Here is an 11934-nt window from a genome sequence, read left to right as displayed (position 1 = left end):
TGCCGTTCGGTTGACTAACCGCTTCATCTAAAAGAGCGTGTAGTTGGCGCCCACCTCCGCGCAGCAGACGCCGGCAGCCGAGGTATGAACAGCATCAACGGGCCGAGTACAGCCCCGTCTACTTTCCTACCCCCACACACTCCCTCCACACCCCCACCCCATAATCCCGCCCGCAACCCCCAGCCCTCCCCCGGCCCTTCTTGCAGGCACAAGACATGACTTCACTGACCGAGCTGTGGCAGGCAGCCATCACCTGGCTCGCCACCCACGCCGTAACCCCCACCGTCCACTGGCTGGACATCGCCCAGGCGGCCGGTGATCCGCGTGAGATTGCCGAGGCGGTGCTGATTGCCGGGCTGCAGTTGTTCCTGATCGCGGGGGTGATGCGGCCGCTGGAGAGTCTGTTTCCGGCCGAGCGCTGGAGCGACCGGCGGCTGACCACGGTGGACCGCAACTACACGCTGCTGATGCTGCTGGGGCTGTTTCCGCTGTTCAGTTTTCTGGTGCTGATGCCGTTTGCCAGCATGCTGGGCGGCGGGCCGGCGGCCGAGGAGGCCACGGGGCTCAAGCACTGGGTGCCGTGGTTTGCGGACCATCCGGTGGCGCTGTTCCTGGTGTACTACGTGGTCTACGACCTGGTGTATTACTGGATGCACCGCGCCCAGCATGTGATTCCCTGGTGGTGGGCCATGCACAGCATGCACCACAGCCAGCGCCAGATGAGCTGCTGGAGCAATGACCGCAGCCACTATCTGGACGGCATGCTGCAGTCCTTCATCCTGGCCACGGTGGGGCTGGCGATGGGGGTGGAGCCTTCCGAATTTGCGCTGCTGGGGTTGCTCAGCGAGCTGGTGCAGAACTTCTCGCACGCCAACGTGCGGCTGCGCCTGGGCTGGCTGGGCCGCGTGGGTGAGCGCGTGCTGGTGGGCCCGCTGTTCCACCGCCACCACCACATGCTGCGCGACCCGGATCGACCCACGCGCCACAACTGCAATTTTGGGCAGGTGCTGCCCTGGTGGGACATGCTGTTTGGCACGGCGCTGTACACCGACGAGCCCGTGCGCCCCACGGGCGTGAGCGATCCCGAGGTGGATGCCGACAACGAGCGCGGGCTGGTGGCCATGCAGTGGCATACGCTCAAGCGGTTCTGGGGGGCGTTTCGCCGGCGCGAGGGCTGGCGGCTGGGCGATGTGTCCTTCGGGCCCGGTTACCGGCCCATTCATGACGACGACGGGGCCCAGCCCCACCCTGCGGCCGGGGCGGCTGCGGTGACTGGGGCGGCCGGGGTTGCGCCTACGGCTCCAGGTTCGGCCGCATCAGCGCCTCGAACCAATCGATGAAAACCGCCAGCCGGCGAGAGCGCTGGCGGCGGTGCGGGTACAGCAGCGCCACGGACATGGGCGCTGCGCGGTGGGCGGGCAGCACTTCCACCAGCTCCCCCGTGTCCAGCAGGTGCTGCACGTCATAGCGCGGGATCTGGATCAGCCCCAGGCCGGCGCGGCAGCAGGCGATATAGCTTTCTGCGTTGTTGGTGACCACGCGGCTGGGCACGGCCAGGGTCTGCGGCCCGTCTGCCCCATCCACCCCGTCCACATCGCTCACCCCACTCCATTCCCAGGGCAGTTCCCGCCCCGTGCGCGGCGAGGCATAGCCCACGCTCCAGTGGCCGTGCAGCAGGTCCTGCGGCTGCTCGGGCAGGCCGTGCTCACGCAGGTAGGCGGGGCTGGCGCAGTTGATGAGGGCAATGCAGCCCTGCGGGCGCACGACCAGGCTGCTGTCATGCAGCGTGCCCACGCGCACGGCGCAGTCCACGCCTTCCTGCACCAGGTCTATGGCGCGGTCTGACGAGCCCAGCACCAGCTGCAGCCCCGGATGCCGGCGCATGAGCCCCGGAAGCGCAGGCGCCAGCAGGCGGCGCGCGATGCGGCTGGGCACGTCCACATGCAGCCGGCCCGTGGCCTGGCGCGTGCGGGCCTGGAACATCTGCTCCACATCCTCGGCCTCTGACAGCAGGGGGCGCACGCGCTCCAGCAACTGGGCGCCATCGGCCGTCAGGCTCACCTGGCGCGTGGTGCGGTGCAGGAGCCTTGCGCCCACCTGCTCCTCCAGCTGCTGCACGGCGGCGGAGACCGTGGCGCGCGGCAGGTCCAGGGCATGGGCGGCCTTGATGAAGCTGCCCATCTCGGCCACCTGCATGAAGATCCGGTATCGGTCGAGTCGGTCCATGGGACGCAGCATAGTCCGTGCAGCGGTCCTTCTACTTGGCCTACTTGGTGGTGTAGCCGCCGTTGATGAGGATGGTCTGCCCGGTGATCCACCAGCCGTCGCTGACCAGGTGGCGGATGAAGGGCACCACGTCTTCGATGTGCGTCAGTCCCGAAGGCGAGAACGGCGACAGCGCCGCCGCGCTCTTGTGATAGGCCACAGCGTCCGCGCCTTCCTGGCCGTAGAAGAACGGCGTGTCCATGGGCCCCGGCCCCACGGCCGTGACCGAAATGCCCCGCGCCCCGAACTCCTTGGCCGCCGCCCGCGTGAAATGCTCCACCGGCGCCTTGGTGCCCGCGTAGGAGGAATAAAACGGCGTGAACGCGCCCAGCAGCGAGGTCACCAGGGTCACGATCTTGCCGTGGTCGTTGACATGGCGCCCCGCCTCCTTGAGGAAGAAAAACGCCGACTTGCCGTTGACGGCGGCCATCTCGTCGTACTCCGCCTCGGTGATCTCCATCAGCGGCTTCTTGAGCACCTTGCCCACGGTGTTGATGGCAATGTCCGGCCGGCCCACGGCGTCCACAGCCTCTGCAAAAAGCTGCTCCACAGCGCCAGCACGCGTCAGATCGCCCTGCAGCGCCACGGCCTCGGCCCCCAGCGCACGCACTGCGGCCACCGTGGTCTCAGCCTCGGCCCGTGAAGACTCGCTGTTGTAGTGCACCACCACGGCCCGCGCGCCGTGCCCCGCCAGATCACGGGCAATCAGTCCGCCCAGATTCTTGCCGCCGCCTGCAATCAGCGCCACCTTGCCGCGAATGGAATGGTCTGCCATGGAAACGCTCCTTGTGCTTGGATGAAGCACCCAGCTTAGGCAGCCAGCCCCCCGCGATAAACCGGCGCAGCCGGGATGGATCATCCAGAAAACCAGAACAATCGCGCCCGAATGCTGCCTGCAAATGTCCCCCGGCAGTTCAAGCCCTCCCCTCCCGTATGCCCGCGCCTGCGTCGTGGCGCTTGCGGGGTTGCAAGCCTGCCGAAGGACAGGCTTGCTTCGTGATCTGACTTGCCGCAGTTGTCTGAGCGGAGCGCGAAGCGCGCAGAGAGTTCTGCGGCAAACCCCGCAAGCGCCACGACGCAGGTTGCCCGCAGCGCAGCGGAGGGTCGCGGGCATCCGGGTCGCCTTCTTTGGCCCGGTTTCTTGGCGAGACAAGAAAGCGGGTCGGCCGCCGGGCCGAGACCCGGCCTCGAAAAAACACCCCCCGGCAGGGTCAAGAACAAGCTACACACCGCCCGTGTCCCAAGACATCAGGACAGCTCCCGCTCGTACATATATCTCCGCGACCAAGCCAACGAAGCAGCCCCCTGCCCCGCCCTCCGACAAACAACCTGAAAGATAGACACGTCATCGTGCTCAAACGCATAAGCACACCCCGCCAAATACACCCTCCAAATCCGAAACCTCTCCTCATCCACCAACGCCCGAATCTCCGGCACACAAGCCTCAAACCGCTCCAGCCACAACTGCAACGTGCGCACGTAATGCCGCCGCAGCCCCTCCACATCCAGCACCTCCAGCCCCCCACGCTGCATGGCCTCCAGCGCCAGGCTCAGGTGCGGCAGCTCGCCATCAGGAAACACATAGCGGTCGATGAACGCACCGCCGCCCAACGCCGTGGCGCCCACGTCGGCATCGGTGGAGGTGATGCCGTGGTTCAGCGCCAGGCCGTCATCGGCCAGCAGCTCGCGCATGTGCGCAAAGTACATGGGCAGGTTGCGGCGGCCCACATGCTCGAACATGCCGACGCTGGTGATGCGGTCAAAGCGCCCCTGTACGTCGCGGTAGTCCTGCAGGCGGATCTCGATGCGGTCGGCCAGGCCTGCGGCGCGCACGCGCTCGGTGGCTGCTTCGAACTGGTTGCGCGACAGCGTCACGCCCACGCAGTGCGCGCCAAAGTGCTGGGCCGCGCGCAGCACCAGGGCGCCCCAGCCGCAGCCGATGTCCAGCAGGCGCTGGCCCGGCTGCAGGCGGATCTTGGTGAGGATGTGGTCCAGCTTCTTGCGCTGGGCGGTGGCCAGGTCCTCGTCGCCGTTCTCGAAGTAGGCGCATGAATAGACCATGCCCTCGTCCAGCCAGAGGCGGTAGAAGTCATCGGAAACGTCGTAGTGGTACTGGATGGATTCGCGGTCCGTGCTGCGGCTGTGCCGAAAGCGCCTGGCCGCGCGTGCCGCAAGCGCCAGCCGCCCCGGCCCCTTGCCCGCGCCCTGGGTCTTGGACATGCGGCGCGCCAGCGCATAGCCGAAGTCGATGATGTCGGGCAGGCGCCCGTCGATGTCGATCTGGCCCTTCACATAGGCCTGGCCCAGGTGGTCCAGGCTGGGGTCCAGCAGCAGTGGCAGGGCCGAGGCGCTGCGCACGGTGAGCGTGACGCGCGGCTGCTCGAAGCGGCCGAAGTCGAACTGCTCGCCATTCCACAGCACCAGCCGCGCCGGCAGATCGGCCCGCGCACGCACGGCCTCGGCCCAGCGCCTGAGCTTCTTTTCCCAGAACATCGTGCATCTCCCCGGGGCTGGCGGCGCCCCCTTTGACATGACTCGCATGAAAAGCAAATGACCAGTCTTGCCGGTTCATGTGACGGCAAGACGTCAGCACGGCAGCCCGCGCCGGTAGCGGATCGATACAGACCCGATGGCGCCCACACCCCGCCAGCGGCCCGGCTTGGGGCACACTGGCCGGCGTTCCAACTGCCCCGGCGCGAAGGCGCCTGCGACAGACCCATGCAAGTCCATGACCTGAGCATCGAACACTGCATCGAGCACCGCAACGAACAACGCAGCACCGGCGGCTATGGCCTGCCGGCCGGATTTCAGGAACCTGCCATCGAACTGGAGCCAGTGACGCCATGGCCATGACCCATACCCAGGCGCTGTCCAAGCTGGCCGCCGACACCCTTGTGCAGACCCTGGAGGAAGACGTGGCGCGCGTGATGGCGCGCACGTTTGCGCTGGGCCGGCACGATGCCGCTATCGCGGCCAACTACGGTGGTCATGCCCTGCCGCCCCTGCTGCGGCGCTGGAGCTGCGTGCTGCAGGCCGGTGATGCCAAGGCAACGGCCCTGTACCGGCACAAGACGGCGCTGGCCCTGGCCATCGTGCTGCACCGGAACGGCCTGGCCGACGCGGGCCTGAACGCGGCGGCGCGCACGGCCATCGATGTGCTCAATGCCGAGGTGGCGCTCAGCGATGACTTCTTTCGCAAGTCGGCGCAGATCCGCCAGGACTTCCTGGACACGCCGCCCGCGCCGCCCAAACGCTCGCCGGGCCTGCCCGACAGCCTGACCTTCTACCGCGCGGCCGACGTGGTGGCCATGGAGCTGGACGGGCGCTTCTACGCGCTGTACGTGCACGGCTGCGCCAGGACGAACCAGAGCCCCATCGTCGAGTTCTACGACGCGGTATTCGACCATGTGCCGCAGATGGCGGAGCTGGCCGACGTGCGCGCCCGGGGCCGGCGCTACAACGATGGCGTGGGGCGGGTGGCGCGGTTTTCCATATCGGGCCTGAAGTTCCTGCCCGACCCGGCAGGCCAGTTCACCCTGGTCAAGGCCTGCGTGGAGACGCCGCCGGACCCCGGCCATCTGCAAAAGGGCGACTGGCTCTACACCGTGTCCGACATCTTCGAGCTGCAGTCCGAGGTGGACACCATGTTCGGCCCCGGCGGCAAGCCCTGAGCCTTGAGCCTTGAGCTTTGAGTCCTGACAGCGGCCTGTTCTTGCCTGTTTTCAAGAGGAAATTCATGACGCATCCCCGGCCTTCCACTCTGCCCTCCCGCATGGCCTTGCCGGCCGTGCTGGCACTGGCTGCCACGCTGGCCCTTGCGGGCTGCAACCAGCGGCACGACACAGCAGCCATGGAATCGGCGCCCGCCCCCGCGCCCATGGCGGGCGGCGCCGGCATGAAGCAAGGCCGCGCCGCCACCGTGCAGGCCGAGGATGCGGCAGCAGCCGCACCAGAGACATCGGCGCAGGACGAGATGGCCCAGCGTTTCCTGGCCGTGCGCCAGGAGTTGAACGTGGAAGTGCCGCAGGCGCAGCTGGCCGATGCCTGGGGCCAGGTGCGCGACCTGTGTGCCACGCTGCGCTGCGAGCTGCTGTCGGCATCGCTGCTGCGCGAGACGCCCCAGCAGCCCGGCAACGCCATGCTGGAGATGCGCGTGGCGCCGGCCGATGTGCAGCGGCTGCTGGGCACGCTGGCCGGCGTGGCCACCATCGTGTCGCAGAACACCATCAGCGAGGACAAGACGGCCGAGGTGATCGACGTGGAGGCGCGCATCAGGAACCGCACCGAGTTCCGCGACAGCCTGCGCCTGATGCTGCGCGACACCACGACCAAGCGCACCATGTCCGACCTGCTGGAAATACAGCGCACGCTGTCGGACACGCAGGCCGAGCTGGACGCCATGGCCGCCCAGCGCAAGGTGCTGGAGCAGCAGACCAGCAAGCAGCACATACAGATCCAGTTCACGCCCACCCGCGCCCTGGTGCAGGGCGGCACCAGCTACAGCCCCATAGGCCGCGCGCTGCGCGATGCCGGCCATGTGCTGGGCGAGAGCATGGCCGCGCTGATCACCTTTGTGGCAGCCGTGCTGCCCTGGCTGGTGCTGGTGGTGCTGCCGCTGGGCTGGGTGCTGCGCGCGCTGTGGCGGCGCAGGCGTGCCAGGAAGGCCTGAGCGGCACGGCAGGATCAGGAAATACGGCGGCACGGAGACCGGCCCGCCAGGGGGCGCGGCCGTGCTCCAATCAAGCCATGCCCACCGAACCGAGCCTTGACGACCTGCGCCGCCATGCCGTGGCGCGCACCCTGTTCGCGCCGACCACCCTGCCCGCGGCCATACAGCGCCTGGGCTTTGTGCAGGCAGATCCGATCCGCGCCCCGGCCCGGGCACAGGACCTGACGCTGCGCCACCGCGTCAAGGACTACCGCGCCGGCGACCTCGAGCGCCGCTACGCGCGCCTGGCGATCGACGAGGACTGCCTGGTCAACTACGGCTTTCTGCCCAGTGAGCACCTGGCGCTGATGCACCCGCGCCAGGCCCGCAAGGCCTGGGATGCCGAGACGCAGCGCAAGGCCGCCGAGGTGCTGGCCTTCGTGCGCGAGCGCGGCGCCGTGCATCCGCGCGAGGTGGAGCAGCATTTCTCGCACGGAAGCGTGAAGAACTACTGGGGCGGCTCGGGCAGCGCCAGCACGCAGTTGCTCGACGGCATGCACTACCGCGGCCTGCTGCGGGTCAAGCGCCGCGACAGCGGCACGCGCGTCTACGAGGCCATCGCTCACCCGCCTACCGACGACAGCCCCGCCGCCAGCGCCCGGCGCGCCGCCGCGCTGATCGACCTGGTGGTGCGCAAGTACGCACCGCTGCCGGCTCCCAGCCTGACCTACCTGGTGCGCCTGCTGGGCTATGGCGCGCCCCACCTGGCGCAACAGACCCAGGCAGCGCTGCGGCTGGCGCGCGAGCAGCTGGCCAGCTGCCGCATCGACGGAACCACCTGGTACTGGCCCGCCGACGAGAACCCACGCTCGCGCCGCCATGCCTTCGACGAGCGGCTGCGCCTGCTCGCGCCCTTCGATCCCGTGGTCTGGGACCGGCGCCGCTTCACGCTGCTCTGGGACTGGACCTACAAGTTCGAGGCCTACACGCCACCCGCCCGGCGCCAGCTGGGCTACTACGCCCTGCCCATGCTCTGGCAGGGCCAGGTGATCGGCTGGGCCAACCTGCAGGCGCGCGACGGCCGGCTGGAGCCGTCATTCGGCTATGTGGCCGGCGCGGCGCCCGGCGATGCCGCCTTTCGCAGTGCGCTGGATGAGGAGCTGCAGCGCATGGAGCTGTTCCTGGCGCCGCGCTGAGATGCCCGCCCTGCGCGCCCTTCGGCTCAGGGCCGGCGGGAATGCGCTCAATCAATTCAATATTTCGACATTTCTTGTATCATTGATGTATGCAGGAAACCCAAGCCATCCGCTCCCTTTCCGCCCTCGCGCATGAAGCGCGGCTGCGCGTGTTCCGCGCACTGGTCGTTGCCGGCCCCGAGGGCCTGACGCCCAGCGCGCTGGCCGAGCAGCTGTGCATCGCGCCCAATGCGCTGTCGTTTCATCTGAAGGAGCTGTCCCATGCGCAACTGGTGAGCCAGGAGCGCCAGGGCCGCAATGTGCTGTACCGGGCGGCCTTTGCCGCCATGAACGACCTGCTCGCCTATCTCACCGAAAACTGCTGCCAGGGTGCCCCCTGCGCTGTGGCCGATACGCCCGCCTGCGGCGGCGCCGCCTGACATCCACACGGTTACGGAGACCGCCATGAGCACCATCACCATCTATCACAACCCGGCCTGCGGCACGTCCCGCAACGTGCTGGCCCTGATCCGCAACAGTGGCGAAGAGCCCACCGTCATCGAGTACCTGAAGACACCGCCCGACCGCGCCACGCTGCAGCAGTTGCTTGTCGCCCTGGCCCTGCCCGTGCGCGATGTCCTGCGGCAAAAGGGCACGCCCTTCGACGAACTGGGCCTAGGCGAGCCGTCATGGACCGATGCCCAGCTGATCGACTTCATGCTCCAGCACCCCATCCTCATCAACCGCCCCATCGTGGTGACGCCGCTGGGCACGCGCCTGTGCCGTCCGTCCGAGACCGTGCTGGACATCCTGCCTGGCGCACAGCAAGGGGCTTTCTCCAAGGAAGACGGCCAGGCCGTCATCGACGCGAAAGGACAACGTGTTGCCAATCACTGAGCTGCCGAACCTGGACCCGCAATCGTTTGACGCCCCCAGCCTGCAGCGGCTGCTACCGCAGGCACGGGCCACGCACGCGCCCCGCATCCTGCTGCTGTATGGCTCGGTGCGCGAGCGCTCCTACAGCCGCCTGCTCACCGAAGAAGCTGCCCGGCTGCTGCGCCACATGGGCGCCGAGCCCCGCATCTTCGATCCGCACGGCCTGCCCCTTCCCGATGCGGCGCCCGACAGCGACCCCAAGGTCCGGGAACTGCACGGGCTGGCCCGCTGGGCCGAAGGCATGGTGTGGACCTCGCCTGAACGCCACGGCGCCATGACCAGCATCCTCAAGGCCCAGATCGACTGGATTCCCCTGTCCTTCGGCGCCGTGCGCCCCACCCAGGGCAAGACCCTGGCCGTGATGCAGGTCTCGGGCGGCTCGCAATCCTTCAACGCCGTCAACCAGATGCGCGTGCTGGGCCGCTGGATGCGCATGCTCACCATCCCCAACCAGTCGTCGGTGGCCAAGGCCTACCAGGAGTTCGACGACGCAGGCCGCATGAAGCCCTCGCCCTACTACGAGCGCGTGGTGGACGTGATGGAGGAACTGGTCAAGTTCACCCTGCTGACGCGCGACTGCACCGGCTACCTGGTAGACCGGTACAGCGAACGCAGGGAGAGCGCCGAGGCGCTGTCGCGGCGGGTCAACCAGGGCAGCATCTAGCAAAGCGCACGCGGGCACTGGCGCGGGCACGGGTCCTCCCCTGCCGACGAGCAGCCCTTCATGATCTTTCGGCACGTGCTGCAGCAGTACCCGTGCATCAAGACCGGCAGGCAGCCGGACCGCCCTCAGTTCATGCGCGGCAGATTCGCCGCCTTGATGGCCGCGCCCATGGACTCATGGCCCTGGACCAGCTTCCTGCGGTATTCGGCGCCGGTGAGCGGCGCCGGGTCCACGCCGGCTGACTCGAAGATGCGCGCCACCTGGGGCCCCTCGGCGGCTGCCATGGCGACGCGCTCCAGCCTGTCGCGCAGGGCCGGGGGCACGCCCTTGGGGTAGGCCAGGCCGATCCAGGAGTCGATCTCCACGTCGTAGCCCTGCTCCCTGAGCGTGGGCACCTCGGGCAACTCCTTCCAGCGCATGGGTGCGCGCGTACTAGCACGATGGCAAGCACGCCCGCCGCAAGGGCGTGGTGGCCGGCATAACTACGGGCAGCGCGAAGACCTTGAAAGACACGTTCTCCAGCGCCGCAGCCGCGCGCCAGGCCGCGCAGTCAGAGATGCAGAAGGTGGACCGTGGCGCCGCCACTCTGAGCCAGGCCCTTGGCCTGGGCCGGCCGCACCTCATGCCGCAGGCGGCCGTGACCGTGGAGGGCTTCAAACCCGAAATTGATAGCGAGGACTGGCTGGTCAAGTCGGTGGAACACACCTTGGGAGATGGGGGATTCACCACGCATATCGAGCTGGAGCGCCAGGGTGATGGCAATGCACGGGACCAAGAAGATGTGGAAGATCTAGTCAACGATCCCAAAAAATAAAAGTGCAATAAAGCTGCCTCAATGAATTCCATTGAACCAGAAGTCTCCACAAGAAAAATTTGTGCACTCCGTTTAACTCATTTTTCCAAAATGCGTGTCGATGATTTTGAAGCATCGCTCATCACCGAGCATTAGGCAAAATAAATTAAAACAATGCTACGATGATATTGGCATCAATATAGAAATTAATGTCAAAGCAGTAAGTATTCACCAACATTCGCAAAACGCAATGAAATCCAAGCTCTTCGCCATCGGAGTGTGCGCACTCTTCTGCAACTCATCATTTGCAGCCGACCACTATTGGAGAACACCTGTCTGGTCAACCATCAATGACAGCCCAGTACGCGTTTTTTCGCCCGGCGACTCCATGACAAGCCACGGCGTTTATGCTTTTGATATGCCGACAACAAACGTATTCACCCCCCATGCAAACTGGAATGTTGGCGACTATACGGGGCTTCAAACGGGTGCCCCGCTGCAAAAATACCAAGCATCTTTCAATCCAAATGCCAGCGGTGCGACTGCGGTGCAGCTGAAAGATGATTCCTTCGGCCTGATACTCCACACTTGGACAATGACACTTCACCCCGGTCAGAATGTGGCTGCTGTTCAGTGGGGAGGCCCGCTCAACGCAACGCCATGGGGTGCACAATTTGGCACAAACCCGCATTTCTGCTTCTCGCACCGTCAAACGGTCCCAAGATCTGAAGCCTATAGCGTTGTCCAGCATACTTATACGTCATTGTTCCTCTACGATGCCGTAACACAGCAGACCATCCCGATGATGGTTACCAGCTGGGCAAACATTGGAGTACCTTTGGAGTATGTGGCACCAGACACAAACACAAACTCTGCAGGTAATGTTGGCTACTATGCCGCAAGCTACTACGGCAACAATACCAGATACGTCACAAAAATGAATTGGAGCAGTGATCAAGGTAATGCTCTTTTTTCTCAAGAGAAATTCTTCGCTGCCTGCATTACCAAAGGCAACCTGCAAAATATCATTAACGACTTGAACGCCAAACGCCCTTCCTCTTATCCGAAGTACAGTTCGAATTTTGAGAATTACACAGTCCAAGGCATGGGAATACAGGCTGAAACTGGTGCTCTTGATAACTCAAATCTGAACGACCCTTATCACCAAGGATGGTTTTCGATGACTGCGCGCGACGCTTGGATCTACACCAACTATTGACCTGAGTTGGGAACAACATCTTCAGCGGGGCATCGTCTGGGCGAGCCCTGCTCAACGCCTCAAATAGCTCTTCTTCCCAGAATCAGAAATGCAGTACTGCCCACCCCGTGGCCCGGTGCAAACGCCACCGGACCGGCATGAGCAATCACCTGAAGATGCCCCGGCCCGGCTGGGCGCAACCAGCGCACGCGCTGACGACTGTCCAAGCTCAGCGCTGCAATGGCGCTTGCTGCC

At 65.8% G+C, this 11934-nt stretch carries 14 protein-coding genes; 10 read left to right on the top strand and 4 right to left on the bottom strand.

Features of this window, described 5'->3' with window-relative positions:
- Positions 1-215: 215 nt before the first annotated feature.
- On the top strand, positions 216-1340 hold the full coding sequence (locus LGR64_RS19955) for a sterol desaturase family protein (RefSeq protein ID WP_230356728.1): 1125 nt from the start codon (positions 216-218) through the stop codon (positions 1338-1340).
- Here LGR64_RS19955 and LGR64_RS19950 read toward each other — a convergent pair.
- The 3 genes from LGR64_RS19950 to LGR64_RS19940 form a co-directional block, all read right to left on the bottom strand.
- Positions 1294-2226, bottom strand: coding sequence for a LysR family transcriptional regulator (locus LGR64_RS19950; protein ID WP_230356725.1), 933 nt, complete (start codon positions 2224-2226; stop codon positions 1294-1296). The genes LGR64_RS19955 and LGR64_RS19950 overlap by 47 nt on opposite strands.
- Positions 2227-2266: 40 nt before the next feature.
- Positions 2267-3040: an SDR family oxidoreductase gene (locus LGR64_RS19945; RefSeq protein WP_230356724.1), complete on the bottom strand. Its 774-nt coding sequence runs from the start codon at positions 3038-3040 to the stop codon at positions 2267-2269.
- 473 nt (positions 3041-3513) lie between these two features.
- Complete coding sequence (locus LGR64_RS19940) at positions 3514-4758, bottom strand: SAM-dependent methyltransferase (RefSeq protein WP_230356721.1); 1245 nt, start codon at positions 4756-4758, stop codon at positions 3514-3516.
- 225 nt (positions 4759-4983) lie between these two features.
- Between LGR64_RS19940 and LGR64_RS28575 the strand changes: the two genes are divergently transcribed.
- The 7 genes from LGR64_RS28575 to arsH all read left to right on the top strand — a co-directional run bounded on the left by LGR64_RS28575 (position 4984) and on the right by arsH (position 9688).
- Positions 4984-5118, top strand: coding sequence for a hypothetical protein (locus tag LGR64_RS28575; RefSeq protein ID WP_268869032.1), 135 nt, complete (start codon positions 4984-4986; stop codon positions 5116-5118).
- Entirely contained in the window at positions 5109-5936 is an 828-nt protein-coding gene (locus tag LGR64_RS19935) for a hypothetical protein (protein ID WP_034368945.1), read from the top strand. The genes LGR64_RS28575 and LGR64_RS19935 overlap by 10 nt, the downstream gene beginning before the upstream one ends.
- Positions 5937-6001: 65 nt before the next feature.
- Complete coding sequence (locus tag LGR64_RS19930; RefSeq protein WP_034391346.1) at positions 6002-6934, top strand: DUF4349 domain-containing protein; 933 nt, start codon at positions 6002-6004, stop codon at positions 6932-6934.
- 77 nt (positions 6935-7011) lie between these two features.
- Positions 7012-8109 carry a DNA glycosylase AlkZ-like family protein gene (locus LGR64_RS19925; RefSeq protein WP_230356719.1) on the top strand — a complete coding sequence of 366 codons (1098 nt, stop codon included), beginning with the start codon at positions 7012-7014 and terminating at the stop codon, positions 8107-8109.
- Positions 8110-8198: 89 nt separating this feature from the next.
- The gene (locus LGR64_RS19920) at positions 8199-8528 is read left to right on the top strand and encodes an ArsR/SmtB family transcription factor (protein ID WP_096915629.1); all 330 of its coding nucleotides are present in this window, start codon (positions 8199-8201) and stop codon (positions 8526-8528) included.
- Between the two features lie 25 nt (positions 8529-8553).
- Entirely contained in the window at positions 8554-8985 is a 432-nt protein-coding gene (gene arsC, locus LGR64_RS19915; RefSeq protein WP_012204210.1) for an arsenate reductase (glutaredoxin), read from the top strand.
- Positions 8972-9688, top strand: a complete 717-nt coding sequence (arsH, locus tag LGR64_RS19910) for an arsenical resistance protein ArsH (protein WP_082848205.1) — start codon at positions 8972-8974, stop codon at positions 9686-9688. The genes arsC and arsH overlap by 14 nt, the downstream gene beginning before the upstream one ends.
- Before the next feature lie 125 nt (positions 9689-9813).
- On the opposite strand, the gene LGR64_RS19905 is transcribed toward arsH, so the two are convergent.
- On the bottom strand, positions 9814-10107 hold the full coding sequence (locus tag LGR64_RS19905) for a tripartite tricarboxylate transporter substrate-binding protein (protein WP_230356717.1): 294 nt from the start codon (positions 10105-10107) through the stop codon (positions 9814-9816).
- Positions 10108-10190: 83 nt separating this feature from the next.
- Between LGR64_RS19905 and LGR64_RS19900 the strand changes: the two genes are divergently transcribed.
- Entirely contained in the window at positions 10191-10502 is a 312-nt protein-coding gene (locus LGR64_RS19900; RefSeq protein WP_230356716.1) for a hypothetical protein, read from the top strand.
- Between the two features lie 229 nt (positions 10503-10731).
- Entirely contained in the window at positions 10732-11700 is a 969-nt protein-coding gene (locus LGR64_RS19895) for a hypothetical protein (RefSeq protein ID WP_230356714.1), read from the top strand.
- Positions 11701-11934 lie beyond the last annotated feature (234 nt).

Source organism: Delftia sp. Lp-1 (assembly GCF_020523835.1).
Lineage (GTDB): Bacteria > Pseudomonadota > Gammaproteobacteria > Burkholderiales > Burkholderiaceae_C > Comamonas > Comamonas acidovorans.
Note: the sequence above shows the minus strand (reverse complement) of the source record. Positions and strands in the feature narration are given on the sequence as shown.

What these genes read in the sequence shown, in the direction of transcription:
- LGR64_RS19920 (WP_096915629.1), top strand. Translation starts at nt 8,199, where the DNA reads ATGCAGGAAACCCAAGCCATCCGCTCCCTTTCCGCCCTCGCGCATGAA.
- LGR64_RS28575 (WP_268869032.1), top strand. Translation starts at nt 4,984, where the DNA reads ATGCAAGTCCATGACCTGAGCATCGAACACTGCATCGAGCACCGCAAC.
- LGR64_RS19950 (WP_230356725.1), bottom strand. Translation starts at nt 2,226, where the DNA reads ATGGACCGACTCGACCGATACCGGATCTTCATGCAGGTGGCCGAGATG.
- LGR64_RS19895 (WP_230356714.1), top strand. Translation starts at nt 10,732, where the DNA reads ATGAAATCCAAGCTCTTCGCCATCGGAGTGTGCGCACTCTTCTGCAAC.
- LGR64_RS19940 (WP_230356721.1), bottom strand. Translation starts at nt 4,758, where the DNA reads ATGTTCTGGGAAAAGAAGCTCAGGCGCTGGGCCGAGGCCGTGCGTGCG.
- LGR64_RS19930 (WP_034391346.1), top strand. Translation starts at nt 6,002, where the DNA reads ATGACGCATCCCCGGCCTTCCACTCTGCCCTCCCGCATGGCCTTGCCG.
- LGR64_RS19955 (WP_230356728.1), top strand. Translation starts at nt 216, where the DNA reads ATGACTTCACTGACCGAGCTGTGGCAGGCAGCCATCACCTGGCTCGCC.
- arsC (WP_012204210.1), top strand. Translation starts at nt 8,554, where the DNA reads ATGAGCACCATCACCATCTATCACAACCCGGCCTGCGGCACGTCCCGC.
- LGR64_RS19925 (WP_230356719.1), top strand. Translation starts at nt 7,012, where the DNA reads ATGCCCACCGAACCGAGCCTTGACGACCTGCGCCGCCATGCCGTGGCG.
- LGR64_RS19935 (WP_034368945.1), top strand. Translation starts at nt 5,109, where the DNA reads ATGGCCATGACCCATACCCAGGCGCTGTCCAAGCTGGCCGCCGACACC.
- LGR64_RS19905 (WP_230356717.1), bottom strand. Translation starts at nt 10,107, where the DNA reads ATGCGCTGGAAGGAGTTGCCCGAGGTGCCCACGCTCAGGGAGCAGGGC.
- LGR64_RS19945 (WP_230356724.1), bottom strand. Translation starts at nt 3,040, where the DNA reads ATGGCAGACCATTCCATTCGCGGCAAGGTGGCGCTGATTGCAGGCGGC.